Source organism: Pristimantibacillus sp. Z349TD_6 (assembly GCF_056173205.1).
Map to the genome: position 1 here is coordinate 1,715,046 of NZ_CM149662.1, position 25,748 is coordinate 1,740,793.

The 25,748-nt window shown below is 44.4% G+C and carries 27 protein-coding genes and 1 pseudogene; 23 read left to right on the forward strand and 5 right to left on the reverse strand.

What is annotated here, in order from left to right; translation table 11 throughout:
- Positions 1–34: 34 nt before the first annotated feature.
- Together ppnP and AC0VYE_RS07380 are read left to right on the forward strand one after the other, a co-directional pair.
- Positions 35–352: a pyrimidine/purine nucleoside phosphorylase gene (ppnP, locus tag AC0VYE_RS07375; RefSeq protein WP_076271046.1), complete on the forward strand. Its 318-nt coding sequence runs from the start codon at positions 35–37 to the stop codon at positions 350–352.
- Positions 353–539: 187 nt separating this feature from the next.
- Positions 540–1,061 carry a DUF420 domain-containing protein gene (locus AC0VYE_RS07380; RefSeq protein ID WP_076271047.1) on the forward strand — a complete coding sequence of 174 codons (522 nt, stop codon included), beginning with the start codon at positions 540–542 and terminating at the stop codon, positions 1,059–1,061.
- Positions 1,062–1,138: 77 nt separating this feature from the next.
- Here AC0VYE_RS07380 and AC0VYE_RS07385 read toward each other — a convergent pair whose 3' ends face one another.
- Both AC0VYE_RS07385 and AC0VYE_RS07390 read right to left on the reverse strand, forming a co-directional pair.
- On the reverse strand, positions 1,139–2,467 hold the full coding sequence (locus AC0VYE_RS07385) for an IS3 family transposase (RefSeq protein ID WP_475442581.1): 1,329 nt from the start codon (positions 2,465–2,467) through the stop codon (positions 1,139–1,141).
- Between the two features lie 127 nt (positions 2,468–2,594).
- Positions 2,595–3,506, reverse strand: a pseudogene (locus AC0VYE_RS07390) (NAD(P)-dependent oxidoreductase); the annotation flags it as partial.
- Positions 3,507–3,666: 160 nt separating this feature from the next.
- Here AC0VYE_RS07390 and AC0VYE_RS07395 point away from each other — a divergent pair.
- The 19 genes from AC0VYE_RS07395 (at position 3,667) to AC0VYE_RS07485 (ending at position 20,799) form a co-directional block, all read left to right on the forward strand.
- The gene (locus AC0VYE_RS07395; RefSeq protein ID WP_076271049.1) at positions 3,667–5,016 is read left to right on the forward strand and encodes a glucose-6-phosphate isomerase; all 1,350 of its coding nucleotides are present in this window, start codon (positions 3,667–3,669) and stop codon (positions 5,014–5,016) included.
- Positions 5,017–5,052: 36 nt separating this feature from the next.
- Positions 5,053–5,685, forward strand: a complete 633-nt coding sequence (locus AC0VYE_RS07400; RefSeq protein WP_475447017.1) for a YigZ family protein — start codon at positions 5,053–5,055, stop codon at positions 5,683–5,685.
- 288 nt (positions 5,686–5,973) lie between these two features.
- Positions 5,974–6,735 carry a sulfate ABC transporter permease subunit CysT gene (gene cysT, locus AC0VYE_RS07405; protein ID WP_475449473.1) on the forward strand — a complete coding sequence of 254 codons (762 nt, stop codon included), beginning with the start codon at positions 5,974–5,976 and terminating at the stop codon, positions 6,733–6,735.
- On the forward strand, positions 6,735–7,532 hold the full coding sequence (locus AC0VYE_RS07410) for a sulfate ABC transporter permease (protein ID WP_076271067.1): 798 nt from the start codon (positions 6,735–6,737) through the stop codon (positions 7,530–7,532). Before cysT ends, AC0VYE_RS07410 begins: the two co-directional genes overlap by 1 nt.
- Positions 7,533–7,535: 3 nt before the next feature.
- Positions 7,536–8,600, forward strand: a complete 1,065-nt coding sequence (locus AC0VYE_RS07415; protein WP_076271051.1) for a sulfate/molybdate ABC transporter ATP-binding protein — start codon at positions 7,536–7,538, stop codon at positions 8,598–8,600.
- A gap of 34 nt (positions 8,601–8,634) precedes the next feature.
- Positions 8,635–9,705 (forward strand): sulfate ABC transporter substrate-binding protein, encoded by a 1,071-nt coding sequence (locus AC0VYE_RS07420; protein WP_475447020.1) that lies wholly within the window; start codon positions 8,635–8,637, stop codon positions 9,703–9,705.
- Between the two features lie 295 nt (positions 9,706–10,000).
- Positions 10,001–12,118, forward strand: a complete 2,118-nt coding sequence (locus tag AC0VYE_RS07425) for a transglycosylase domain-containing protein (protein WP_475447022.1) — start codon at positions 10,001–10,003, stop codon at positions 12,116–12,118.
- 156 nt (positions 12,119–12,274) lie between these two features.
- The gene (locus AC0VYE_RS07430) at positions 12,275–12,730 is read left to right on the forward strand and encodes a DinB family protein (protein ID WP_475447024.1); all 456 of its coding nucleotides are present in this window, start codon (positions 12,275–12,277) and stop codon (positions 12,728–12,730) included.
- A 129-nt stretch (positions 12,731–12,859) separates the two neighbouring features.
- Positions 12,860–13,171: a DUF1806 family protein gene (locus tag AC0VYE_RS07435; protein WP_475447026.1), complete on the forward strand. Its 312-nt coding sequence runs from the start codon at positions 12,860–12,862 to the stop codon at positions 13,169–13,171.
- A complete protein-coding gene (locus AC0VYE_RS07440; RefSeq protein ID WP_076268050.1) occupies positions 13,168–13,869 on the forward strand; it encodes a PIG-L family deacetylase in 702 nt (233 codons plus the stop codon). Before AC0VYE_RS07435 ends, AC0VYE_RS07440 begins: the two co-directional genes overlap by 4 nt.
- Before the next feature lie 592 nt (positions 13,870–14,461).
- Positions 14,462–14,695 (forward strand): hypothetical protein, encoded by a 234-nt coding sequence (locus AC0VYE_RS07445; RefSeq protein WP_076268049.1) that lies wholly within the window; start codon positions 14,462–14,464, stop codon positions 14,693–14,695.
- Positions 14,696–15,078: 383 nt separating this feature from the next.
- Positions 15,079–16,074: an ABC transporter substrate-binding protein gene (locus AC0VYE_RS07450; protein ID WP_475447029.1), complete on the forward strand. Its 996-nt coding sequence runs from the start codon at positions 15,079–15,081 to the stop codon at positions 16,072–16,074.
- Between the two features lie 35 nt (positions 16,075–16,109).
- Entirely contained in the window at positions 16,110–17,087 is a 978-nt protein-coding gene (locus AC0VYE_RS07455; protein ID WP_475449476.1) for a FecCD family ABC transporter permease, read from the forward strand.
- A 1-nt stretch (position 17,088) separates the two neighbouring features.
- Complete coding sequence (locus AC0VYE_RS07460) at positions 17,089–17,868, forward strand: ABC transporter ATP-binding protein (protein WP_076268047.1); 780 nt, start codon at positions 17,089–17,091, stop codon at positions 17,866–17,868.
- A gap of 19 nt (positions 17,869–17,887) precedes the next feature.
- Positions 17,888–18,397, forward strand: coding sequence for a HugZ family pyridoxamine 5'-phosphate oxidase (locus AC0VYE_RS07465; protein WP_475447031.1), 510 nt, complete (start codon positions 17,888–17,890; stop codon positions 18,395–18,397).
- Between the two features lie 25 nt (positions 18,398–18,422).
- Positions 18,423–18,887 (forward strand): DinB family protein, encoded by a 465-nt coding sequence (locus AC0VYE_RS07470; protein ID WP_430057457.1) that lies wholly within the window; start codon positions 18,423–18,425, stop codon positions 18,885–18,887.
- Between the two features lie 343 nt (positions 18,888–19,230).
- Positions 19,231–19,527 carry an antibiotic biosynthesis monooxygenase family protein gene (locus AC0VYE_RS07475; RefSeq protein ID WP_475447034.1) on the forward strand — a complete coding sequence of 99 codons (297 nt, stop codon included), beginning with the start codon at positions 19,231–19,233 and terminating at the stop codon, positions 19,525–19,527.
- 39 nt (positions 19,528–19,566) lie between these two features.
- Positions 19,567–19,977, forward strand: a complete 411-nt coding sequence (locus AC0VYE_RS07480; RefSeq protein ID WP_076268043.1) for a DUF4265 domain-containing protein — start codon at positions 19,567–19,569, stop codon at positions 19,975–19,977.
- A 39-nt stretch (positions 19,978–20,016) separates the two neighbouring features.
- Complete coding sequence (locus tag AC0VYE_RS07485) at positions 20,017–20,799, forward strand: SDR family NAD(P)-dependent oxidoreductase (RefSeq protein WP_475447036.1); 783 nt, start codon at positions 20,017–20,019, stop codon at positions 20,797–20,799.
- Between the two features lie 89 nt (positions 20,800–20,888).
- Here AC0VYE_RS07485 and AC0VYE_RS07490 read toward each other — a convergent pair whose 3' ends face one another.
- The gene (locus tag AC0VYE_RS07490; RefSeq protein WP_076268041.1) at positions 20,889–21,137 is read right to left on the reverse strand and encodes a type B 50S ribosomal protein L31; all 249 of its coding nucleotides are present in this window, start codon (positions 21,135–21,137) and stop codon (positions 20,889–20,891) included.
- A gap of 227 nt (positions 21,138–21,364) precedes the next feature.
- On the opposite strand from AC0VYE_RS07490, the gene fur reads away from it, so the two are divergent.
- The gene (gene fur, locus AC0VYE_RS07495; protein WP_076268040.1) at positions 21,365–21,844 is read left to right on the forward strand and encodes a ferric iron uptake transcriptional regulator; all 480 of its coding nucleotides are present in this window, start codon (positions 21,365–21,367) and stop codon (positions 21,842–21,844) included.
- 181 nt (positions 21,845–22,025) lie between these two features.
- Positions 22,026–24,452, forward strand: coding sequence for a bifunctional diguanylate cyclase/phosphodiesterase (locus AC0VYE_RS07500; RefSeq protein ID WP_475447039.1), 2,427 nt, complete (start codon positions 22,026–22,028; stop codon positions 24,450–24,452).
- A 60-nt stretch (positions 24,453–24,512) separates the two neighbouring features.
- Here the strand turns inward: AC0VYE_RS07500 and AC0VYE_RS07505 are convergent, their stop codons facing one another.
- Positions 24,513–24,698, reverse strand: coding sequence for a cysteine-rich CWC family protein (locus AC0VYE_RS07505; RefSeq protein ID WP_076268038.1), 186 nt, complete (start codon positions 24,696–24,698; stop codon positions 24,513–24,515).
- A gap of 23 nt (positions 24,699–24,721) precedes the next feature.
- Complete coding sequence (locus tag AC0VYE_RS07510) at positions 24,722–25,525, reverse strand: Cof-type HAD-IIB family hydrolase (protein ID WP_076268037.1); 804 nt, start codon at positions 25,523–25,525, stop codon at positions 24,722–24,724.
- Between the last annotated feature and the right edge of the window lie 223 nt (positions 25,526–25,748).

Genomic DNA, 25,748 nt, shown 5'->3' on the forward strand with positions numbered 1-25,748 from the left:
TAGCATCCGATATATAAGGGAGATTACGTCTACGATGTCTCAATTCGAAAATGTATCGATCGTCAAGAAGGCAAATGTTTACTTCGACGGTAAAGTAACAAGCCGTGCTGTATTGTTCGCTGACGGCACCAAAAAAACACTCGGCATCATGCTGCCGGGTGATTATGAGTTTGGAACAGACTGCGTTGAAATCATGGAAATTTTGGCTGGCGATTTGAAGGTGCTTCTGCCTGGTGAAACCGAGTGGCTGCACATTCAAGGCGAAGGCGAATTCACTGTGCCTGCGAACACAAAATTCAAGCTTCAGGTTGCTGAAGTTTCGGATTATTGCTGCTCGTACATCTACGAGTAAGCACTAAATATTGAAAAAAGGCTTCTTCGCTTCGGCGAAGAAGCCCTTTTTTTTGTTCGTTCGCAGCATTGACTTATAATATTCGTTATTTCGTTACAAAACTTGTTCAAAGCGAATTGTTTTGAGGTGTAGAATCGGATAAAGTTAATTTATATGCACCGTATTCCATGACTGGAGGATTTTTTGGATGAAAGAAAGAAACTATACACCGCTCATATCGATCTTAACCATCGTCCTTGTCGGGCTGATAGCTGTTTTGTTTTTTCTGCCGGCGTACGAGGGAGAAATTCACTTTGACGTAACGATTTTGCCATTGCTGAATGCGATTTTTAACTGCTTTACTTTTATTGCACTCTGCATAGCGCTAACGGCGATTATGAAAAAAAATGTTCGGATGCACCGTGCGTTCATCGGCGCTGCATTTGTCTCCACAACGTTGTTCCTAGTTTCCTATGTAGCGTATCATTATTTAACGGAATCAACGAAATACGGAGGAGAAGGCATTCTTCGCTCGATTTATTTCTTCATCCTCATTACACACATCTTGCTAGCGATTGTTGTCGTTCCGCTGGCCTTAATATCGGTTGTACGCGGGCTGCAGATGAAAGTAGAGAAGCATCGTAAAATTGCAAGATGGACGATGCCGATTTGGCTGTATGTAAGTCTTACTGGCGTAATTGTTTACTTAATGATCTCGCCATATTATTAAGCAGTATTTCAAAGAAAAAGGGGTTGTCCGCAGTGTAAACTGACCCCTTAGTCAAGGACACTTTGAAAAAAAGAGCACTAAGCCACACTTAAGAGATGATTCCTGTACTGAACAGGAGTCATCCTTTTTTGTTTCCACTGATATCTATGATGATTGTAATAACGAATATAGCGATTAATTTCTCGTTCTAATTCAGCCAAGGTTGTACAGTCTTGACTCTTCACATGATCTTTCATATGACCGAAGAAGGACTCCTGAGGTGCATTATCCCAACAGTTTCCACGACGTGACATCGATTGTCCAAGGCCCTTACTCTTCAATAATTTCTGGTAGGTAGGGCTCGTGTAATGGCTCCCTTGATCGGAATGGATAAAGACCTTCTTATGAAGTTTTACGCGCTTCTGCTTCATTAACGATTCAATGGTATTTGTGACTAAAGGCAGTTGGAGGGATACGGAGAGATTTCGGGCTAGAAGCTCCCCTGTAGAGGCGTCCAAAATGGTCGACAAATAAGCCGTCTGTGATTTTCCATACGGAAGATAGGTGATATCCGTGAGTAAAACAAGGCCTGGGATTCCCTTCTTAAAGTCCCTCTGCAGCTTATTTGGGAGCGTGCGGTGTTCGAGTGTAGCTTTGGTCATAAGTCGATACGGGTTAGGTTTTCGATGAGGACAAACGAGGTCAAATTTTTTCATTAGCCTTTGAATTCGCTTTAGATTGTAACAGGTGTCATATTCGCTCTGGAGCGTCATCTTAATGGATCGGGAGCCTTTTTTATAACCTCTTCGATGAAAGGCTTTCTTGATAAGTGCACCTGCTTGCTCATCCGCTAACGTACGCTTCTGACGCTTGTCAGCAGAGTGAAGGTAGTTATAAAAGCCAGAGCGTGACACGTCAAGCAGTTGACAAAGGTAACGTGTCATTCGCCCCAAACCTTGTTGAACAGCTTCCTGAATAAGGTTAAAACAATCACTCGGATTTAGGATCTTTCCGTTTGCTGTTAGCCTCCTTTCGTTCCTGTCTAACTTTTTTACGTATGCCAGTTGAGCCTCCAAAAGTCTAATCTTTGCATCCTGCCTGGCAATAATCTCTTCAGGAGATAAATCTCGTTTTGATGGACGTAGAACCGCTTCTTTTCTCGAGTCCGCAAGTCCCGTAATCCCATCTTTTTCGTAGGCTTTCTTCCAACGATCTGCACATTGTTCGATCCGCTTCAACCCGAGGATCTCCACTTGAAATCCACTGGTTTCAAAAATCTCCCTCGGAGTTCGTCCCGATACATATTGGTCAATGAACACACGTTTGAATTCATCAGCATACGTAATTGATTTTTCGCTGACTCGTAAGACATACGGGTTGTTAGCTAACTGTTCTTGTTCATATTGATTAAAGTGTTTTTTACTCATATGACCGCCCCCACTATTCACTCTAGTATACAAAAAAAGGTACCCATACACTAAACCCTTTTTTCAAAGTGTCCAGTGTATGGGTACCAGTTTAGTGATTGATACACGCGGACAACCCCTATTTAAATTAATCCCGTCCGCTAAGCTTGCGGCCGATCCATTGCTCGTAAGCTTGGCCTACGCTCGACATATCAAGCTGGCTAAGTCCCATTGCATCACCAATTTGGAATAGGCTCTTCGTTGCTTCCAGCAGAGGAGTCGGCACATGCAGACTGTCCGAGAGGGCAGAGGATAACCTTAAATCCTTTAACATCAGCTCGAGCGAAAATTGAACGTCGTAATTGCCTTCAAGCAGCTTTGGTCCCTTCATTTCAGCTGCCCTGCTTGCTGCACCGCCAGATTGAACGAGCTCGACGAACGAGCTGCCGTCAATGCCGCCGCTCGCTGCTATCGCCATGCCTTCTGCAAGTGCCACAACGTTGATGCCAACAATCGTATTGTGGGCGAGCTTGGCAATGGAGCCGCTGCCGCTTGGGCCCATTGGAATGACTTTACGTCCCATAGCGAGCAAAACGTCTTGGACTTCCTCGATCTTGCCTGCATCGCCGCCAGCCATAAATACGAGTGTACCGCCTTCAGCGGCTGGCTTGCTGCCTGTAACCGGCGCATCTAGGAATACTGCTCCAATAGTATCCGCCGCTGCGGCAAGCTCCTTAGCAAGCGTTGGAGATATCGTGCTGCTGTCAATTAGCGTAATGCCTGCGCGAGCACTTGCAAAAATACCGTTTTCGCCAAAGTATACTTCACGGATTGCAGCATCATTACTAATCATTGTAATGACGATTTGTGCAGCACGCGCAACGTCAGCCGGTGATTCAAGCTCGGAGGCACCTAAGGCGAGCAAGGACTCTGCTTTGCCAGGAGTTCGATTATAAACGACAACTTCAAATCCTTTTCGCAATAAATTAGCAGCCATTCCCATTCCCATTACGCCTAGCCCGATAAATCCGATCTTCTTCATCATCATATCCTCCACTTTGAATCGATTTTTGTTTAATTATACAGACACTTCATTAATTTTTCATCGTTTGTTGCTTGTTTTTATAAGGCAAATCCGATATTGTAGATGCTAAGTTGAAAAGCATTTTCAGGTGTAGAAGCCACATTGGTTTACAACATTCTAGGAGGTTTCCATTTACATGAGCAAAACAGTTCAGTTTGACTACAGCAAGGCTTTAGCATTCGTTGGCCAGCATGAAATCGATTATTTGACAGAATCCGTTCGTCTCGCACACGAGCAATTACATAACGGAACAGGTACAGGATCAGATTACCTTGGTTGGATCGATCTTCCGACTAACTACGATAAAGAAGAGTTCGCTCGCATTCAAAAGGCTGCTGAGAAGATCAAATCGGATTCCGAAGTTCTAATCGTTATCGGTATCGGTGGATCTTACCTTGGTGCACGTGCAGCTATTGAGGCGCTGTCGCACTCGTTCTATAATATTTTGCCAAAAGAACAACGTAAAACACCGCAAGTTTTGTTTGCCGGCAACAACATCAGCTCGACCTATGTGACTCACCTTTTGCAATTGGTTGAAGGCCGCGACTGGTCGATTAATGTAATCTCGAAGTCAGGCACGACAACTGAGCCTGCGATTGCATTCCGCGTATTCCGTGCTGCACTTGAGAAACAATACGGCAAAGAAGAAGCGCGTAAACGCATTTACGCAACGACAGACAGCGAGAAGGGCGCACTGAAGAAGCTTTCCTCTGAGGAAGGTTATGAATCGTTTATTATTCCTGACGATGTTGGCGGTCGCTACTCCGTGCTTACAGCAGTAGGCTTGCTGCCAATTGCAGCTGCAGGCATCAATATCGAATCCATTATGCAAGGTGCAGCAGACGCATCCAAAGAATACAGCAACCCTAATCTTGCAGAAAACGAAGCTTACCAGTATGCAGCAGCACGCAACGCGCTGTACCGCAAAGGTAAAGTGACTGAAATTCTCGTTAACTACGAGCCATCGCTTCACTTCGTTTCCGAGTGGTGGAAACAGCTGTTTGGCGAAAGCGAAGGCAAAGACTTCAAAGGAATCTTCCCGGCAGCTGTAGATTTCTCAACAGATCTGCACTCGATGGGTCAGTTTATCCAAGAGGGTAACCGCAATATTTTTGAAACGGTTATTCAAGTTCAAGAAGTGTCTGAGCATATCGCTATCGAACACGATGCAGCGGATCTTGATGGCCTCAACTTCTTGACAGGCAAAACGATGGATTTCGTTAACAAGAAGGCTTTTGAAGGAACGCTTCTTGCTCATACGGATGGACAAGTTCCGAACTTTATCGTCAACATCAAAGACATGACGCCATACACATTCGGCTATCTTGTGTATTTCTTCGAAAAAGCATGCGGAATCAGCGGTTACTTGATGGGTGTTAATCCATTTGACCAACCGGGTGTTGAAGCATACAAAAAGAACATGTTTGCTTTGCTTGGCAAACCTGGCTTCGAGAAAGAAAAAGCCGAGCTGGAAGCAAGGCTGTAATCAACCGGCTTGAACGGTATACGGGAGTCATAGCCTATGCTTGAGAAGTATAGAACAGTCAGGTCGCAGGCTAGCGCAGAAATCGTCATCAAAAAATCGCGGTTCATCGGGTATGCGAAGCCAGTGGAATCCGAAGAGGAAGCTGTAGCATTCATCAATGAGATTAAGCAGTTGCATAAGCAGGCGACCCATAACTGCTCGGCTTATATGGTGGGTGAGCGAGACCAGTTCCAGAAGGCATCGGATGATGGTGAGCCAAGCGGTACAGCGGGCAAGCCGATTCTCGAGGTTATCAAGCATAAGGGGCTAAAAAATGTCGCTGTCGTTGTGACGCGATATTTTGGAGGCATTATGCTCGGAGCAGGCGGTCTCGTTAGAGCTTATACGGATGGTGCTGTGGCTGGCATTGAAGCAGCAGACGAAATCGTCAATGTGCTTCACCGCGAAGTATTTGTTGATGTGGACTACACTTGGTATGGCAAGCTGGAAAATGAGCTGCATACGAAAGGTACACGCGTTGGCGGGACGGATTTTACCGATCGTGTCATCGTGCGCTGCCTGCCGGAAGAGCCTGAAGCAGATGCTTTTATCGCTTGGGTAACCGATCTAACACAAGGACAAGCGATCCTCTCCGAAGGAGAAAAGGTCTATTATATTGAAGGCGAATAAGAAGAAGAGGAGTATCGGCTTAGGCTGATACTCCTCTTCTTTGTACTCAGAGGCTTGCGTAACGAACAGTCATAAGAAAAAGCTATAAAAGCGATAAGAATTTCCAAATTTATTGTTGACTTAATCCCAGTTTGGATGCTACATTATCAATACCTAGTATCTTAATAGGAATTATGTTTTTAATTGTTTTGTTACACCTACGGCACGAGCCGATGGTCTGGAGGTAAAGTCACAGTGAATGCTTTGTTTCGTGGTAAAGGGTGGAGTTTTGGTTTTCGAAGCACCATAATGCTTTATTTTGTCATCTTAATTATTTTACCAATCGTTGGCATTTACACGCAATCATTTTCGCTTGGATGGACCCCTTTCTGGGAAAGCGTATCCGATCCACTGGCTTGGAAAGCGGTGCTGCTTACAGTAAAGTTGGCAGTTATCGCAACGGTACTCAATATGTTTTTGGGGACGATGATCGGATGGGTGCTTATTCGTTACCGTTTTCCCGGACGTCGCTTGCTCAACAGTCTAGTTGACTTGCCGTTTGCATTACCTACAGCAGTAGGCGGACTTATGATCTTGCTCCTGCTAGGGCCTAATAGTCTAGTAGGCGGCCTAGCCCAAAAGATTGGCATCGAAATCGTATTCCATGAGCCGGCAATTGTTGTCGCTATGCTGTTCGTTACCTTTCCATTTGTTATTCGTGCCATTCAGCCTTTGCTTGAGGAAATGGATAAATCAGAGGAAGAAGCAGCCTATACGCTAGGCGCAACGCGCGCGAAAACGTTTTTTAGCGTTATTTTTCCTACGATGCTGCCAGGAATTTTGAGCGGCGCGATGCTGGCTTTCTCTCGCGGAATTGCGGAGTTTGGCGCAGTCGTACTCGTTGCAGGCAATATTCCAGGCAAGACGTTAATTGCGTCCGTTTTTATTTTTGGAGAAATTGAAAGCAGTAATCCGCAGGGAGCCGCCGCTGTATCGGTGCTGCTGCTCACGCTGTCCTTCCTCATCTTATGGACGGTCAACCTCATTCAAGGCAGGAGGGGCGACCTATGATGAGAAGATTGTGGATTACATTAACTTATATTATTTTTGGATTGCTGCTCATCGCGCCATTGATCAAAATCTTTACAGGCTCTTGGGCAGATGGCTGGAGCGGCTTTGTAGAAGGCATTACTAGGCCGCAGTCGCTTCATGCTCTTATGATGACGGGAATTATCGTTGTTGTCGTTACAGCCTTAAATACGTTGTTTGGCATTATGCTTGCGATGTATCTCGTCCGGGCCGAATGGATTGGGAAGAGGATGAAGCGGCTGCTTAACAGCTTAGTCGATTTGCCCTTTGCGGTATCACCAGTTATCGGCGGTTTGATGATCGTTCTTATTTTGGGACCTAATACAATAATCGGTGCATTATTTGAGGATGCGGGCTTCAAAATCGTCTATGCGCTGCCTGGGATGATCTTAGCGACTTTGTTCGTCACATTCCCGCTAATGGTACGCGAGGTCATGCCCGTGCTGCAGGAGATTGGAGCACAGCAGGAGGAAGCGGCATCAACGCTCGGCGCTTATTCCTGGTACACGTTTTGGAAAGTAACTTGGCCATCAATTCGGTGGGGTGTTATCTACGGCGTAGTATTGACTGTTGCACGATCACTGGGAGAATTCGGAGCTGTGCTCGTCGTCTCAGGCAATATTATGAATAAAACACAAACAGCCACTACACTCGTTTATCAAGATGTTGAAAATTTTAACGTTGTTGCCGCCAATGGCGTGGCTCTAGTTCTTGCGGCATTTTCAGTTGGACTTCTGCTGCTAATGGAATGGGCGAAAAAACGAAAGGAAGTGCATTAAGCCATGCATATTGAAGTACGGAACTTAAATAAAAACTTTGGCGATTTTCATGCAGTGAAGGATGTAAGCTTTGAAATCGAAAAAGGTCATCTGATCGGCTTGCTCGGACCGAGCGGCGGTGGTAAAACGTCCATACTTCGAATGCTGGCGGGGCTCGAGTCTCCTTCCTCAGGCGATATTCTGTTCCACGGGAAACGTGTGAATGATCTTCCGCCGCAGGAGCGCGGCATCGGTTTCGTATTTCAAAACTATGCGCTCTTCAAGCATATGACCGTATATGACAATATCGCATTTGGCTTAAAGGTGAAGAAGCAATCGAAGGAGCAAATTCGCGAGCGCGTTATGTACTTGGTAGAGCTTACGGGTCTAAAAGGCTTCGAGCATCGTTACGCCCATCAGCTGTCAGGCGGACAACGCCAACGTGTTGCTTTCGCTAGAGCGCTCGCGCCTGAGCCGCAGCTGCTGCTCCTTGATGAGCCTTTTGCTGCTATCGATGCGAAGATCCGGACCGAGCTTCGCACATGGCTTAAAGAAATGATTGAGCGTGTCGGCATCACATCGATTTTCGTTACGCATGATCAAGAGGAAGCGATTGAAGTTGCCGATGAGATCATGATTATAAGCAAAGGCAAACTAGAGCAAAAGGGCAGCCCGTGGGACATTTACAAAAATCCAGAGACACCGTTTGTTGCAAGCTTTATTGGCGAATCTACTATCGTAGACAATATCGCGGAGCTTAAAGGTTTTGAGGATGCAGCGAGCCGTCCGGGCACCAAGGCGCTTATCCGGCCTGAATATATCGAGATTGGCAAACCGGGCGAGATCAAGCTGGCTTCAGCTACGCTTGCCGGTAAAGTAAAACAGCTGCATTTCCGCGGCAGCGAGTGGATGGTTGAGCTGCTTGTTGGCGATACGAAGCTGATTACTTACCGTTCGCTGGAGCAAGAAGTGCTTCATCCCGGAGATGAGGTAAGGGTACTCGTCCATCGTGCTTATTTATTCAATGACAACGAAAGCTGGATTGCGGAAAATAAGTTGAAGGTTGACCCCATGCCTATTCATATTTAACCAATATGCTACGTAGAAAGAGTTGTATGCGAATATGAAAATCAATCTGGTAACAAGTCAGCGCATACTTGTACTGCTGCTTGCTGCGGTTATGCTGATCGTATCGGCAGGCTGCAGTAAAGAGGAGCAGACGAGCAACAATGCGGCTGGGTCTACCGTACAGGACGGCGATGTTACACTTGTAATCGGTGCGTATTCGGTAGTGAAGGATGCTTTCGCGGATTTGCTGCCTGCATTCCAAAAGTATTGGCTGCAGGAGACCGGGCAAAAGGTAGTATTTCAGGAATCGTATGAGGCTTCAGGCACGCAGGCCAGGGCGATCGCTGGAGGTTTTGAAGCCGACGTTGCCGTGTTAGCTATGGAAGGTGATCTCGACAAAATAGCGAAGGCGGGTTTCATTACGCATGACTGGAAGGCGCAGAGCAATAATGGCATGATCACGAACTCCATCGTTGTATTGGGGACTCGTACCGGCAATCCGCTCGGAATTAAGGATTGGAATGATTTAACACGCGAAGGTGTGAAGGTGCTGTATCCGAATCCGAAAACTTCCGGCGGCGCACAGTGGGACATTAACGCCATATATGGCGCTGGCCTAAAGCAGTCAGAGGAGCAGACGGGTACAAAGGATGCCGAATATGCGAAGCGTTTTCTAAAAGCAGTCCATGCCAATGTGGAATCGCTTGATAAGAGCGGTCGCGCATCGATGGCAGCCTTCGAATATGGTGTAGGCGATGTCATCGTCACTTACGAGAACGAGCTGCTCGCTCGAATTAAGAAAGGCGTCAATTATGACATCGTTGTTCCAAAAGACACGATATTGATCGAGAATCCAGCAGCGATCGTGGATAAAAATGCGGATAAGCATGGCGTTCGCAAGGTTGCCGAGGCTTTTATTGACTTTTTGCAAACGGAGCAGGCACAGCGGCTTTTTGTGGATCATGGATTCCGCTCCGTAGACAAGAAGGTAGCTGCGGATACGAAAGACCGCTATGTGGTGCCGGAAGAATTGTTTGACATTTCATACCTAGGCGGCTGGTCTGAGGTTAGAGAAAACCTTTATTCCAAAAAAGGTGTCTGGTATCAAGTGCTCGCTGATCTTTAATACGATGTGTGAGGGAAGCTTTTAATAAACCTCTGCTCTCTATGCCTCTCGTTTAAACGAGAGGCATAGAGAGCAGAGGTTTTTTTGATGAAAGCATAATGCTGTCATCGTCTAAACAAAATATGAGCGATTTGTTTACGATTGTTAGAATAAGTCTAAAAGATGCTGGGGAGCAGGCAAAGTTTCCGGGCTTTTTTTTGTGTGTTAAGACAGTTCATGGGCCGAACGTACTAAAAATGATACTCCGCTGCGAATGATGTAGAACCGAGAGAAGCAAGGGCAAGGGGGAGAAACGATGAATACGAATAAAAAGTCGAATAAGAAAAAGAAAAGGATAAAATACATTTTGATCATAGGTACAGCTTTGCTTATTATCGCTGTTTTAGGCGGATGGGGGGCATTTCGTTTCCTGATCGGCAAGCAGGATATTGGACAGCTTGAGGTGCCGCTGCCGGCAGCTACGATTTTGTATGATCAGCATGGTACAGAAGCCACCCGTATTTCTTTCAATAAAATTGATGAGATTGCCTATGAAGACATACCAAAACATATGGTTGATGCCGTTGTTGCGGTAGAGGACAGACGTTACTTCGAGCACGAAGGAATGGATATGCGGGCAATTAGCCGAGCGATTTGGACAAATATAACATCAGGCGGGACCGTACAGGGCGGAAGCACGATAACACAGCAGCTGGCGAAAAATGTCTTTTTGTCGCAGGAGAGAACCTGGTCGCGGAAGTGGGATGAGCTGCTTTTGGCGAAAAAGATTGAGGAAAGCTACAGCAAAGAGGATATTATGGAGAAGTACCTCAATCAGATCTACTATGGTGATGGAGCATGGGGAATCGATAGAGCGGCGCATACGTATTTTGGCAAGCAGCCAAATCAGCTTAGCGTAGCGGAGGCAGCGCTGCTTGCTGGACTAATAAAGGCTCCATCCGCCCTAACTCCATATAAACATCTAGAAAAAGCAGTTGATCGAAGAAATGTGGTTCTTCAGCTTATGAAGGATCAAGCGCTAATTAGCGAGGATATATACAATAAGGCTATTCATGAGCCTGTGAAATTACTGAGCGCAAAGCCTAATCGAGTAGATGATATCAACTATCCTTATTATGTGGACCAGATCATTCGTGAGGCGATGACGCAATATGGGTTATCGGAAAATGAAGTGCTGCAGGGCGGGCTTCGAATCTATACCGCTTTGGATACGAAAATGCAGCAGTCGGCGGAACAGGTGTATGCGAAGGAATCTCTATTCCCTAATAGTGCTGCAGACCAGCTCATTCAAAGCGGTGCTGTTCTGATTGATCCGCGTGACGGCGGAATTCGGGCGATTGTTGGCGGCAGAGGGGAGCAGCCATTTCGCGGCTTTAACCGAGCGACGCAGCTAAGCCGTCAGCCAGGCTCAACGATCAAGCCTATCGCGGTATACACGCCTGCGCTGGAGCTTGGCTATAAGCCAAGCGATGATCTAGTTGATGAACCGATCAATATTAACGGCTATGAGCCAAAAAACGCAGACGGCTCCTTTCATGGCAGAGTGTCACTTTATGAAGCGCTTATTAACTCTTACAACATACCTGCTGTTAAGCTGCTTAATGAAATGGGTATTGAAAAAGGAATGGATGCGGCGGCGCGTTTCGGCATTCCTCTGACAGATGAGGATCGCTCGCTAGGGCTTGCGCTCGGCGGTCTTCATGAGGGTGTATCGCCGCTTCAGATGGCTGAAGCTTTTGGCGTATTCGCAAGTGACGGCGTTCGTAATCATGCGCATACCATTACTCGCATCGAATCGGCAGACGGCAGCGTACTGGCTGAATTCAAGCAGAGTGAAGGCAGTGTGAAAGTAACGGAGCCAGAAATAGCCCGAACGATGACAGCTATGTTAGAGGGAGTCATAAAGGATGGGACGGGTACTGCTGCAATGCTTGAAGGCCGCCCAGTTGCAGGGAAATCTGGAACGACACAAATGTTAGGCACGACGGGCTACGGCGCAAAGGACAATTGGTTCGTTGGCTACACTCCGCAGCTTGTAGGCGCGGTGTGGCTTGGGTACGATCAAAGCGACAGCAGCCATTATTTGTCGACGAGCTCAAAGGCTGCGGCTGCCGTCTTTCAAGCCATATTCGCAGATGCATTAAAGGATGAGCCGGTTATACCGTTTCCTAAGGCACCAGAACTTTTGCCGAAGAAGAAGGATAAGGAAAAAGAAAAAAATAAAATATCGAACAAAGATGATGATTCTGATAAGAAACGGGATTGGAAAAAGGACAGGGAAGAAAGGAAAAAACAGAAGGAAAAAGAAAGAGAACAAGAAAAAGAGAGAAAGAAAGAGAGGCATAAGGATAAAGATAAAGATAAAGATAAAGACAGAGGAATAGGGCGTGATAACGACAAAGGAAATTGGTGAAATGATAACAATAACTAAGATGGATCAAATTTTTAATCATAAAAGTTTGTTTAGGAAAAAATGCAATTGTCGGACAACCATTGTATAATGAATAGGCTATTAACTATTTTTTCTATGGTTAATTAATTTTCGAATGAAAAAGGGGAGTATTATCCTATGTCAACAATGAATGTATTTGTTACAAACTGGTTGAATCATCGTAAAGTATTGCTTGCTATGCTTGATACTGTACAAAATGAAAACCTCCAATATAAGCCTTGGGAAAAAGCAATGTCGTTGTCAACTCTTGTTCTCCATATCAATGGATCAATGGATATGTTCGCACAAACAGTAAAAAACGGCGTGTTCACGCCACCTTCAACAGCTAAACAAGCTGAAACGATTGAAGAGCTGAAAACGATCGTAGCAGCGGATACCGCTTCAACGAAAGCATTGTTAGAATCTTTAACGGATGAGCAATTGGAAAAAGAGATCGACTTCCATGGCATGAAAATGGCTGGAATCGTTTTGCTCGAGAATGGCAAGGATCATGAAATTCATCACAAAGGTCAATTGTTCATTTATCTGCGCTTGCTTGGCATCGAAACATTGCCGTTTTTCGTAAGCAGATAATAGGCCGTGTAGTATAAGGGGAGGAGTTCATACATCAGGCCTTTGGTCTCATGAAGCAACTCCTCTTTTTTATTAACTCCTCCTACTTGGCAACTCCTATCAAACTTATAGAATAGGAATGAAGAGACGATGATCAAAATAAACAGTTCAGAATTGAACGCTGCTTTTCAAGCATTTATTGGCAAGGAAGTTTATATTCACAGTGAAGCGACCTCTTTCGTCTTTGTCCGAAATTTCAAGGTTAGCCTCACTGAAGCTCATATTGCTGGTGAGGGTTCATACCGGATAGCACTTCGCTTTGATGAGCTTGGCTGGCTGCGTACAGAAGCACTCACCCATTATGAATTAACGGTGGATGGGAAGCTATTACTGGCGGGTTACGATGATAAAGGCAGAATGAACGTTGCTCTGCAGCTTGGAAAGGAGCCGTTTCCGGAATGAGTGAAAAAACAGTTAAAAAGCTATTAGCTGTGTTTGCGCATCCTGATGATGAGTCTTTTATTTGCGGAGGAACATTGGCAAAGTATGCAAGCATGGGAGTTGAAATTACTCTCGTAAGTGCGACAAAAGGCGAAATGGGACGTCGAATGGGCAACCCGCCTTATGTGAATCGAGAGACTATGCCTGATATTCGGGAAAAAGAGCTGCGGAATGCTTGCGAGGCACTTGGCATTCAAAATCTTATTTTTTTTGATATCCGTGACAAGATGGTTGAATTTTACGATTCGGAGAGCCTTATCTCAAAAATAGGTCAACTCATGGATGAGATCAATCCGGATGTAGTCCTTACATTCCATGAAGTTTTGGGCGGACATCCTGATCACTGTGCAATTGGAAAAGCAACAACTACCGCTTTCCACCGCAGCAAGCAGCCGGGTGCGCTCTATTTCATCAGTTTCGGCGATATGATGAATGCTCCGGAACGATTTGGTTACACGAAGCAGGACATTGTCAAAATTGATGTACGTCATCAGTTAGAAGCTAAGCTTGCCTCGTTTCGTGCGCATCGCTGTCAAACCGAAATGGACGAATGGGTATGGGAAGCAGACAGCGCGGCATTGGCGCATTTTGGCAAATTTGAGTATTTTATAAAAGGAAATCAAACAATGATCCCAAAAACTGCGGATGATCTTTTTTGAAAAACGTACATACGAAACAGGCAGTCTTCAAGCAGCTTAATCTGCTGAAAGACTGCCTGTTTTTATTTTGTTTAAAACATTGGAAATACATATCGAACAAGAAAGTAGAGAGCCCCGAAGAAAATGATAATGTAGGCAGCATATTTGATGAATGTAGACGCCACTAAACTTGAATCTGATTTTTTTTCAACATGTCTTTCTTCAATTTCTAAATTTTGTTGCCTTGTCGTCATTTGAATCACTCCCTCAGTGAGTTTGATAATATTGAATACCCTGCTGGGGGAATGATGAATCAATGGTGTGCAGAAAATCGTTTATATATCGATGTTTTTCGATCATTTCTTGGGAAATAGTCGAGATAGGTAAATGGTAACCTAATCATTTTGTACCATTGAATCTGTCATGAGGAAGATGGATAATAACGGAAATAGCTTTTCTTTTTTTACAGCGAGTAAAAATGGTTTACCCTTTTTTTTGAGAATTGAGGTTCTTTTTTCCGAAGTTCTGAATATCTTAGTTAACGAAGCCCTATTGTTGCAGGTACACCTTTATTTTGCAAAACAATAGAATAGGGCAACAGGAGGCATATAAGTTGAACGAAGCAAGGAAGCCTTTACAGCTAAGTACACAGATGAGCCATAGCCACAGGGACATCCTACTTGAAATTGAGGAAACGATTGCGGAATTGGAAATCTACTTGGAGACAAACCCGGATGATGAGATCGCTTTGGTGCAATATGAGCAGTTTTTGAATAAACGCGAGGATTTCACTTATTTTTTGGCGGAGCCGTATGGGAAAGCTTCTCAATCTGTCATGCAGGCGTAATCAAATAGAGCAAGGATGTCCATAACATGGACATGCATGGTTCGGAAGAGCTGCTTGATTGCAGCTAGGCTAAGGGGAATTAAAAATTAGATCTGACATTAGGAGTCAAAAGGACGCCAAGGAGCGAGCAGCTGCCCTTGGCATTTTTTTATTTTGATTAGCGTATGGTGTGACGAATATACGTGCGATTTTTTCGATATTTTTATCTTTAGCATGAGAATCAAAAGAGGATGTCTGATGGGGGGATGAGGAAATAACCACATAATTAAATAAATAAAAGTTTAGCAAAAATACTAATTGAAAATGATTTTCATTCGCTGTATAATGAGAAACGGTATCAATATGATGATACTAATTATCATTATCATACAGGAGGAAATAAAGTGAAACTAGCAGGATGGAAGATTGGTATTATGATTTTATTATTAGCGACTACGGTAGCATGCGGAAACAATGTAAATAAGCCAGAACAGGTGACTGGAAACACAGCAACAGAGCAGCCAAGCCCGGCTGCAACGGAAGCTCCTGTGTCTGATTCTAAAATAGAAGTAGATGAAACAAAAGCAGCGGAATTGATTGCACAGTTCAATAACCAAGTTCCATCATCAACGGTAACCATATCAGTAGCTATTGCTGAGCTTCTAAATGAGCTTGGAATTGAGACAGCAGGTGTTCCAACGACGAAGAACAAATTGCCAGAAGCTTTCGTTAACCTGCCTCGCATTGGCTCATCCCATCAGCCGGATCTAGAGCAAATTGCGAAGCTTCAGCCTGGTGTCATTCTTGGACCAAGCTCCATTAAGGATAGTTTGGATAAGTCCTTTAAACCAGCGAATCTACCTACAGCTTATTTGCCTGCAGACTCCTTAGACGAGTTGAAACTCAGCACGGTAGTTCTAGGTCGAGTGTACGGGAAAGAAGACAAAGCGAATGAAGTATTGCAGAAGCTGAGCGAACAAGAGGCGGAAGCAGTTAAGCTATCCGAAGGCAAAGATGCTCCAAGCGTAATGGTTCTATTCGGTTCTGCTGAATCATTAATGTTCATGAATGATAGTACTTTTGTAGGCAGCTTGGCGAAGAAGCTAGGAGCAAAAAACGTATTATCAGAAGTATTGAAAAAAGAAGATGCTTATGTACCACTTGATATGGAAAGCATCGTAACGGCTAATCCAGATATTATTTTGCTAGTTGCTCATGGTGATCCTTCTGCTGTTACGAAGCAGCTTGAAGATGATGTGAAGAAGAACGGAGCTTGGGAGAAGCTGAACGCATTCAAAAACGGCAAGCTGATTGCACTTGATTATAGCTTGTATGGCGTAGCTTCGTTAGTAAATGCACCAAATGCATACCAAGATATGGCGAAAATTTTGTATAACTAATGAAAGGGAGCTTAGAGGTGACGGATAATAAAAAAATGAGAACGACCACGCTTCTAGCTCTCTCATTTTTGTTGCTGATTGTAGCTATTTTGTTCTCAGTTGCGCTTGGTAGTGCAAGATTTGATCTAGCTTCTACTTTTCAAGCGATATTAGGCAATGGGAATGAAGCGGCAAATTCTGTGCTTTGGGACATTCGAATTCCTAGAGTATTTCTTGCTTTGATTATCGGCGCGAACCTTGCTGCATCAGGAGCTTTGCTGCAAGCGGTTATGTTAAATCCACTGGCAGACCCGGGGCTAACTGGTGTTTCGTCCGGGGCAGTGGTTACCGTATTATTCATTATGCTAGTCATGCCTAGCTATTCATCGTTTATTCCGTTAGCTGCAATTATTGGCGGCGGTATTGCTGCCGGAATGGTTTATACTTGGGCATGGAACAAGCAAACAGGTTTTACACCTGTTCGCATCATTCTTTCGGGTGTTGCCGTAAATGCGGTATTTGGAGGAATGATCGGCCTGCTCTCTATCAAATACAGCGATAAGCTGCCTGGCGCACTTGCATGGATGAACGGAAGTTTGGCAGGCAAAGGAATGGGCGATGTGCTCATGATATTGCCCTATTCGATTATTGGATGGATTGCGGCGATTCTATGTATTCGGCAAGCGAATATATTACGTTTAGGCGAGCAAGTAGCACATAACTTGGGGCAAAACCTTAATCGAAGCCGCTTGATTTTATCGTTTGTGGCGGTGTACTTAGCTGCTGTTTCAGTGTCGACAGTAGGGCTTGTTGGGTTTATTGGCTTAATTGTGCCACATATGGCTCGTTTATTAATTGGCACAAATTATCGCCACACGCTGCCGCTTAGCTTAATACTTGGGGCACTGCTTCTCTTAGTGGCAGATACGATTGGGCGGACTGCCTTCGGCTCTGTAGGGGTGCCTGCAGGTATCGTCATGGCATTGGCAGGAGGTCCGTACTTCCTCTATTTGATGCGAAAAGGAGGGGTCTAAGTTGTTAAAGGTCCAATCGTTGAATATTCGTTATGCGGATCGTACAATAGTGAGCGACTTTTCTCTTGATGTGAATGAAGGAGAAGTGGTGTCCATTATTGGACCGAACGGCTCGGGAAAGTCGACTATTTTGAAGGCTGTATCTCGAATGATTCCATGCGTTAGCGGACGCGTCTGTATTGCCGATCAAGAGATTCGCTCGCTTAGTACGAAGCAAGTATCGCAAATGCTGTGCATGCTTTGTCAGAAGAACGTCAGTCCGTCGGACATGACAGTAGAGGAATTGGTTGGTTATGGGCGAATTCCTCATAAGAAATGGTATGAGCGTCTTGATGCCGAAGATTATAAGGTCGTACATTGGGCGCTTGAACAGACGGGCATGATGGAGTTTAAAGACAGACTTATCGTATCCCTCTCTGGTGGAGAAGCACAGAAGGCATGGCTTGCTATGGCGCTCGCTCAAAGACCTAAGGTGCTTCTACTTGATGAGCCCACTACTTATTTGGACATCGCACATCAACTGGAAGTGCTCGAACTTGTACGACGGCTAAATCGTGAATTGAAGCTGACGGTTATAATGGTGCTGCATGATTTGAACCATGCATCCGCTTATAGCGATAGGGTTTGTGTGATTAAGAATGGGGATAAGCATGTATTTGGCAAGCCGAAGGATGTTTTTACGATGGAGCTGATTCGCAGTGTCTACGGTGTGGAAACAGAAATTCAGCAAATGCCCGAAAGCGCTAGTCCACGAATTCACGTATTAAAAAAAGTCTTATAAAAAAAGCGAGGGATGACGAATGAAGGCGATGGATATTGAAATGATTAAGGTGAATTATTTAAACTTTACGGAAAGCTTGAAATCTGTCGTGCTCGGTACAATCGACGATGAGGGAAAACCTTTTGTTTCCTATGCTCCCTTTGTGAAGTTCAATGGAAAGCTCTACATTTATATTAGCAGAATCGCTCATCATTTCCGGTACATGGAAGCCAATCCATCAGTGGACGTTATGCTGCTGGAGGATGAGTCGCAGACTACAAATTTATTTGCTAGGCAGCGCGCGCGCTTCGTGTGTAGTGCCGTTAATATCGGCAATGAAGGGCATATTGAGATATTTGAACGGTTTGAGCAAACCTTCGGCAAAAACATGATTGGCATGCTTCGCGGCCTTGATTTCTCTTTGTTTGAGTTGACGGCTTCGGAAGGCCGTTATGTAGCAGGCTTCGGTCAGGCTTACGATATCGACTTGTCAGGCGAGAAATTTGAGCATGTAGCAAGAGATGGGCATGCACAAGCGAAGAAAGTTTAATAAGAGCAGAGGAGCGGACTCTATTATGACGATCACAACAGTACTGCCTATTTGGCGTGCTATTCAAGAAAGATTCCACAAAACGGTCAAAGCATTGCCGGAGCAGGATTTGTCTTTGCAGCTTGGAGCATCCTCCATTGGCTATATGCTTCGACATAATGCTGAGGTTGAATATATGTTCGCAGATTGGTTCTTCGGGAAAAAGATGCCGGAGGGATTGCAGATCTCGACAAGCAGAGGTGCTGCTGGGAGCAAAGCAACCTACGATAATTTACAGGAGCTTATTGAGCTGCTTGAATCCTCCAACAATCATCTTATGGATGCAATGAAAGAGCTTCCAGAAGAGAAATGGCATCAAATCGTGGACTGTCCGATCGGCCCCTCAACGCCGCTTGAGGCTGTTGGCCGTTTGATGTATCATACCGGCATTCACGCTGGCCAAATCTCGCTTATTCAAAAATGCGCTCCTAAAGAGGAGCCAGCTACTTAGGGATACGATTGAAGTCTCAGAGACCACTCTCTGGGGCTTTTTTTTATGAAATAATAGTCAAATCCAAATGTCGGATCATGACGGAAAATACGGATTAAGAGTAAAGGTCGCAGGTGATTTCGGTAAAAGATGCCACAATTTAAAGGGGAAGAATCGATTAAATTGAACTCGCTCTGAAAATTATGGATCACATGGAGCGATTAGACAGTTTGGAAAACAAGATATCCGTCATTTGATTTACTCTTTGCCTTATTTGCAGTACCACTTATAATATATACATAACATCATAATTAAGATTGCCAGGCTATTGCTAAAACTAGATATTTAACTAGGAGTTGCTATCATGATATTAGAGGTTGCTTCATTGCAGGTTAAGGCAGGGCTGTCCGAACAATTTGAAAGCAATTTCAAAGCCGCATCGAAAATTATCTCAAGCATGAACGGTTATGTCAGTCATGAACTTCAGAAATGCTTAGAAGAGGATAATAAATATATATTGCTTGTACGATGGGAAACGCTGGAGGATCATACCGTTGGTTTTCGCGGATCGGCGGAATATTTGGAGTGGAAAAGTCTGCTGCATCATTTCTATGATCCATTTCTAGCAGTGGAGCATTATACGAATGTGGATATTAGCTAAAGTGAATGGTAAGAGCCATCACTGAAAATAAATATAGAGGTGAGAAGCATTCAAGATTTTATTCCGTTACATCTTTGCTTCGATGGTGTAGGTCAAGAGGTCGAGATACTAGACGTTGTACAACTGGGTGATGACCTGTATCGCATTGAGGAGAATCCTGTATTTACTGAAAATGTTGCCTTTGGAGATGTTATTCGCGTAAGAGCGTTCAAGGATGTATCCATGTACATAGAAACGATAGAGAAATCAACGTTCACCAGACATAATTGGCTGCTAAGCAAAGAAGTGATCTATTCATTAGAGCTTAAACTATTAAAAAATAAAATTCGAGAGTGCCAAGGCAAGTCGCAGCAAGTGTTTGGCGGTATTTTTATTGTAAATTTACCTGCTCATTCGGAAATTGATATAAACCATGAGGTACAAAAGGTGATCAAAGCAGTTGGGAAGTAAACATTAAACGATATAGTAGCAGAGAAGGAGGAGTTACAGATGGAGCTTGGGCTAAAAGGGAAAATCGCAGTCATTACAGGCGGAAGCAAAGGCATTGGGCTGGCAACAGCATTGCTGCTAGCTGAGGAAGGTGCTGAGGTGGCCATTGTTGCACGGGAGGAGGAGTCTCTGCGCAGCGCGGCAGCACTTATAAAGGAACGAACAGGCAAAGAAGCGTTAGCAATCAGCGCGGATGTAAGTCGGCCGGAAGATGCTGCAAGAGCGGTTGAGCAAACGGCAGCACACTTTGGCGGTGTCAACATTCTTGTGAATAACGCAGGGGTTTCTGCAGCGCAGCCTTTTGAGAAGGTGGAGACTGATGCATGGACTGCGGACCTTGATTTAAAGCTGCTCGGAGCAGTTCATTTTGCGCGTGCGGTACTTCCATATATGCGTCAAGCAGGTGGAGGAGCTATCGTCAACGTGACAGCAATAGGCGGGAAAACGCCGGGTGCTTCCTCTCTCCCAACCTCTGTTAGCCGCGCCGCAGGTCTTGCACTGACCAAAGCGATGAGCAAGGATCTGGCTGTGGATCAAATTCGTGTAAATGCAGTTTGCATCGGGCTGATTCGCAGCGCACAAATCGAGCGGATGTGGCAAGCTGCGAGCCCTGAGCTTAGCTGGGATGAATTCTCAGCGGACAAGCGCCATGGGATACCATTGGGTCGAATCGGAAGAGCGTCAGAAGCAGCAAATGTTATCGGTTTTCTCGTTTCGGAAGCCGCATCCTTCGTAACGGGCACGTCTGTTAATATTGATGGCGGCATTTCTGCGGTGCTGTAGTCTGTCTGCTGTAATAAGAAACGAAAGAAGCTCCTTACAGATTGCCGCATTGAACGGCTCTGTTTGGAGCTATTATTATTACTAATTTTTTATTTCTTTTGTTGAAATCGTTGGTTGAAGCGGTCAACTCGTCCACCTTTATCGGTATTGCGTTGTTTGCCAGTATAAAAAGGATGCGAAGCGGAGCTTGTATCTACGCGAATGACCGGGTAGCTATTCCCGTCTTCCCATTCCATTTTTTCATTGGATGATTTGGTTGAGCCCGTCAAAAATTTGTAGCCGCTGCTCACATCAAAAAACAATACTTGATGGTAAACGGGATGTATGCCACTTTTCATTTTATTCTCTCCTTTTATTTGTAATTGTTACGAATAACTATTTTTGTATCATACTCGATATACGATTTTTGTGTCAAGGAGTATGGTTAAACACTTATTAATATATGGTATTTGCTAATTTCGCAAAAGTATACTACCATTAAATTATAATCATTCTAAAAGTAAGCCTTTACATAAAGTGGAATGCATTCATGTACTGGCTTTTCAATAAAAGGAGGTAGCTTTGCATGTTAAACATCACAGCAGAAACGGATCGAATAAATCGACATTTGATGGCGAACGGATATAAACTGACAACTCAGCGTGAGATTATATTGCGAGTGCTGCTTGAGAACGAAATGGATCACTTGAGTGCAGAAGGTGTCTTCATGCTCGTTAAGCGGAAAAACTCTGAGATCGGTCTAGCGACTGTATATCGGACACTCGAACTGCTTGCTGAGCTTCATGTTGTTGAGAAAATGAATTTCGGGGATGGTGTAGCCCGCTATGACCTTCGCGGTGAGGATCATGAGCATATGCATCATCATCTCATATGCGATGAATGCGGCTCGCTGACAGAGATTAAAGAGGATTGGCTGCTCGAGCTTGAGCAGCGGATTGAACGGGAGTATGGCTTTAAAGTGACCGATCATCGGCTTGATTTTACAGGCAACTACAAGTCATGCAGCAAGGGTCAATGCAAGCGGAGAAATAAAGCTGTATCTTAACTTCATAAAGGTTTATAAGAAGGGCTTCCCCACTATGTGGGAGAGGCTCTTTTTTGTTTATTTATGCGGTTGTTGCATGTCTAGTCATCATCGAAATTTTTCAAAAATGTTTCAAAACATTATTGTATAATATAAGAATGCTCTCGCAGATAAATATCTTACATAGAATAGAGGGGATTTAATGGAGCATGTTCATGGAACCTATGATAGTTTATTAGTTATTTTCTCTTATATTATAGCAGTCATGGCTTCATATACAGCACTGGATCTTGCAGGGAGAGTGAGCACCGCCAAAGGAGGCACGAAGCTAAGCTGGTTGATGTTTGGAGCGGCTTCTATGGGGATGGGAATCTGGTCGATGCATTTTGTCGGCATGCTCGCATTAAAGCTTCCTTTCCCTATAAAATATGATTTGGTTATCGTGCTTATCTCGGTAATTGCAGCGATTGGAGCGGCTTTTACTGCGCTGTATGTTGTCGGTCGTAGTGAACTTTCGAGATCGCAATTGCTAGCTGGCGGACTTTTGCTTGCCACAGGCATTACGATCATGCACTATGTTGGCATGTCTGCAATGCTTATACATATAACCTATAATCCGATTATCGTTATGCTCTCTATTCTTATCGCATTTGTCGCATCCATTGCAGCTCTTTGGCTATCGTTTTATTTCCGGAAGGATAGACAGAAAGGACAATGGTGGAAAAAGCTTGGAAGCGGCGCAATTATGGGGGCTGCGATAGTTGGGATGCATTATACGGGAATGATCGCAGCTAATTTTCATACCAGCAATAAGACTGCATTGTTTCTTGGCGTTATTTTGGACCAAACGTGGCTGGCCTACATTATTGCGTTAGGTATATTTTTTACACTTGGATTATCGTTGTTTGGGATCTATATATCGAAGCGATTTGCCCATAAGGACTCAGAAATTGAACAAAATGAAAAATGGTACAAGTCCTTATATGAAAATAGCCAGGATGGCATCGTGTCTGTTGATTTGCATTACCGTGTGACTAGCCATAATACGAATGCTTTGAAGATAACAGGTTTCAGCAGCAAGCAGGTTATGCATCAATCGATATCCACGTTAAGCGGGATTATCGTTCATGAGGATCAAGAACGTGTGAAGCAAATGTTTCAAAGATCCTTTGCGGGGGAGACTGTGAATCACGAAACCGCCATCATCCGTGCTGACGGCATGAGAATTGAGCTCAACGTAGCTAATGTACCGGTTGTTGTGGATGGTGAAGTAGTAGGCAGCTATATTATTTTTAAAGATATAACCGCTGAGAAGCGGGCGCAGCTGAAAGTCAATCATTTAGCCTTTCATGACGAATTGACAGGTTTGCCGAATCGTCGCAAATTCAATCAAGCGATTGCTGAGACCATTGAACAGAGCAGTACAAGCGAATCACACTTTGCTGTGATGGTGCTTGATATCGACCGTTTTAAAATTATAAATGATTCACTCGGGCATTTGGTCGGCGATCAGTTTTTGCAGGAAGTTAGCGGACGCATTCAACAAGCTATTGCAGGGCAAGACGTTATGCTTGCTCGCATAGGCGGAGACGAGTTTACGCTGCTCTGCCGCCATTATGAAACGCAAGACACGATTAAGCGGTTAGCGGAACAGATCATTAGCTGCATCCAAGCGCCGTATCGATTAAAGGACAGTGATTTTTATGTGTCCGCGAGTATCGGAATTGCACTGTTCCCTAGTCATGGACAGGATGCGGTACAGCTGCTCAAAAATGCCGATACAGCGATGTATGAGGTCAAGAAAAAAGGTAAAAACGATTATCAATTTTTCACTGGCGAGCTCGACCGAGTGCTGCAAGAAAAAATCGAATTAGAGGGCGATCTTCGAAAAGCGATCGAACGAGGGGAACTGCTGCTCCATTACCAGCCGCAAATCCGAACAGAGGATCGCACGATGATTGGGATGGAGGCGCTTGTACGCTGGCAGCATCCAACTAGAGGGCTGCTAAGCCCAGGCGTCTTTATACCGCTTGCGGAGGAAACCGGTCTCATTTATGAAATGGGAACATGGGTACTGCGCGAAGCCTGCAAACAAATGCGGATGTGGCATGTACAGGGAGGGCCGCTTATCCCTATATCCGTCAACTTATCTTCGCAACAATTCCATCAGCCTAAACTTGCGGATTATATTATGGCTATACTGCAGGAAACGGGATTGGAGCCGAAATATTTAGAGCTGGAAATAACAGAAAGCATGATGATGGATGCTGCATTGTCCAGCAGCATTTTGAATCAGTTGAATGAATATGGTATTCGCATTAGCTTAGATGATTTTGGGACAGGCTACAGCTCGCTCAGTTATTTGAAAATGTTCCCGATTCAAAAAGTTAAAATAGATCGCTCCTTCATCCGTGATATTACAAATAACAGCGATGATAGAGCCATCGTTTCAACCATCATTGCGATGGCTATGCATTTGAACATGGAAGTTATTGCGGAGGGAATTGAAACGAAGGATCAGCTGGATATTTTAACGGACAATTCGTGCAGAAAGATACAGGGCTATTATTTTAGCAAGCCGTTGTCTGCAAGTGCTGTGGAAGAACGTTTTTTTGTGCCAGCCCGATAAGCAAGCTTTAAAAAAAAGAAGCTGTTTCTAAAAGGTGGTTTACCTTCCAGAGACAGCTTCTTAATTTTGTTCTTCAACTGCTTTGCTTAAGCAATTTCGGCAGATGCAGGCTTTGTTTTTGAGCTCTGCAGGAACGGCTTCTAGAAGCGCGCTGGGAAATGATTTCTGGAAGCACCAGCAATCTTTCGCTGCATTGTTTTCTTCCATAGCGCAATCGTTTGGCTCATTGCAAAGGGGACAATTCATAAATGCAGTCGCCTCCTTGCTTATTATTCCGTGACGTTAAGCACAAACTTCTCAATAACGTGGCGAACGCCTTCCTCGTTATTTGACAATGTTACATAGTCAGCAATGTCCTTCAGAGATTGAATGGCGTTGCCCATTGCTACACCAAGTCCGGCAGCAATAATCATTTCATTATCATTCCATGCATCGCCAAGGGCGATTGTTTGGTCCATTGTACAGCCAAGATGCTCGGCCATAAATTTCAGTGCATGTCCTTTAGTGCCTTCCTTATGCATGAACTCTAAATAGTGCGCTTTGGATTTAGTAATATGCACGCGATCACCGATTAGTGGCTTAAGCTGCTCAGCGATTTCATCGAGGCGAGCCGGATCATCGATAATAAGCATTTTGTTCATCGGAAAGTCGAGCAGTTTGTTGAAGTCAGGCTCTATTTTGTAAGGAATATTGGCAAGCTTAGAATAAGCTTTGATTTTGTCATTGTCATGTGTGCTGTAAAGCTCATCGTCAACGTAAAGCTGCAGGTGCAAGCCGTTCTCTTCAGCGAAAGCGTGAAGCTCTTTAGCTGCATCAATCGGTACGTTTCTTTCATACAGGACTTGTCCATCAAGCAGTGTTTTGACGAGTGCCCCTTGATAGGTAATAATAGGAACATTGAGTTCAATTTGCTTAGCAATTTTTTGAGCGGAAGCAAACATGCGGCCTGTTGCCAGTGTAACGGTTACACCTTGGGCAATAGCAGCTTCCATGGCACGCTTCGTGCCTTCCGTTACGGTTAGGTCATCCGTTAATAACGTGTCGTCAACATCAATAGCGATAAGTTTATACATACTAGCGGTGAAGCTCCTCTCCAGCTCTCTATATTTAAAAATATAAGAAGTTATAAGTTTCACATGTATAACTAGGCTTATATTTCGCTGCGAAACGATTGTATACGCCGCCAAGGTGGCGATAGCCGTTTACGCTTTGATTAGGTTGATTGTAGCTAAAATGATCCAGACATTCAAGACTAGGCTTATGCTTTCGAAGTAAGTTTACTTCGTAAAACTTTTG

Bases quoted from the DNA above. Each gene is read 5' to 3' on its own strand.
- ppnP (WP_076271046.1), top strand. From the start codon at position 35: ATGTCTCAATTCGAAAATGTATCGATCGTCAAGAAGGCAAATGTTTAC.
- AC0VYE_RS07380 (WP_076271047.1), top strand. From the start codon at position 540: ATGAAAGAAAGAAACTATACACCGCTCATATCGATCTTAACCATCGTC.
- AC0VYE_RS07385 (WP_475442581.1), bottom strand. From the start codon at position 2,467: ATGAGTAAAAAACACTTTAATCAATATGAACAAGAACAGTTAGCTAAC.
- AC0VYE_RS07395 (WP_076271049.1), top strand. From the start codon at position 3,667: ATGAGCAAAACAGTTCAGTTTGACTACAGCAAGGCTTTAGCATTCGTT.
- AC0VYE_RS07400 (WP_475447017.1), top strand. From the start codon at position 5,053: ATGCTTGAGAAGTATAGAACAGTCAGGTCGCAGGCTAGCGCAGAAATC.
- cysT (WP_475449473.1), top strand. From the start codon at position 5,974: ATGCTTTATTTTGTCATCTTAATTATTTTACCAATCGTTGGCATTTAC.
- AC0VYE_RS07410 (WP_076271067.1), top strand. From the start codon at position 6,735: ATGAGAAGATTGTGGATTACATTAACTTATATTATTTTTGGATTGCTG.
- AC0VYE_RS07415 (WP_076271051.1), top strand. From the start codon at position 7,536: ATGCATATTGAAGTACGGAACTTAAATAAAAACTTTGGCGATTTTCAT.
- AC0VYE_RS07420 (WP_475447020.1), top strand. From the start codon at position 8,635: ATGAAAATCAATCTGGTAACAAGTCAGCGCATACTTGTACTGCTGCTT.
- AC0VYE_RS07425 (WP_475447022.1), top strand. From the start codon at position 10,001: ATGAATACGAATAAAAAGTCGAATAAGAAAAAGAAAAGGATAAAATAC.
- AC0VYE_RS07430 (WP_475447024.1), top strand. From the start codon at position 12,275: ATGTCAACAATGAATGTATTTGTTACAAACTGGTTGAATCATCGTAAA.
- AC0VYE_RS07435 (WP_475447026.1), top strand. From the start codon at position 12,860: ATGATCAAAATAAACAGTTCAGAATTGAACGCTGCTTTTCAAGCATTT.
- AC0VYE_RS07440 (WP_076268050.1), top strand. From the start codon at position 13,168: ATGAGTGAAAAAACAGTTAAAAAGCTATTAGCTGTGTTTGCGCATCCT.
- AC0VYE_RS07455 (WP_475449476.1), top strand. From the start codon at position 16,110: ATGAGAACGACCACGCTTCTAGCTCTCTCATTTTTGTTGCTGATTGTA.
- AC0VYE_RS07465 (WP_475447031.1), top strand. From the start codon at position 17,888: ATGAAGGCGATGGATATTGAAATGATTAAGGTGAATTATTTAAACTTT.
- AC0VYE_RS07470 (WP_430057457.1), top strand. From the start codon at position 18,423: ATGACGATCACAACAGTACTGCCTATTTGGCGTGCTATTCAAGAAAGA.
- AC0VYE_RS07475 (WP_475447034.1), top strand. From the start codon at position 19,231: ATGATATTAGAGGTTGCTTCATTGCAGGTTAAGGCAGGGCTGTCCGAA.
- AC0VYE_RS07485 (WP_475447036.1), top strand. From the start codon at position 20,017: ATGGAGCTTGGGCTAAAAGGGAAAATCGCAGTCATTACAGGCGGAAGC.
- AC0VYE_RS07490 (WP_076268041.1), bottom strand. From the start codon at position 21,137: ATGAAAAGTGGCATACATCCCGTTTACCATCAAGTATTGTTTTTTGAT.
- fur (WP_076268040.1), top strand. From the start codon at position 21,365: ATGTTAAACATCACAGCAGAAACGGATCGAATAAATCGACATTTGATG.
- AC0VYE_RS07500 (WP_475447039.1), top strand. From the start codon at position 22,026: ATGGAGCATGTTCATGGAACCTATGATAGTTTATTAGTTATTTTCTCT.
- AC0VYE_RS07505 (WP_076268038.1), bottom strand. From the start codon at position 24,698: ATGAATTGTCCCCTTTGCAATGAGCCAAACGATTGCGCTATGGAAGAA.
- AC0VYE_RS07510 (WP_076268037.1), bottom strand. From the start codon at position 25,525: ATGTATAAACTTATCGCTATTGATGTTGACGACACGTTATTAACGGAT.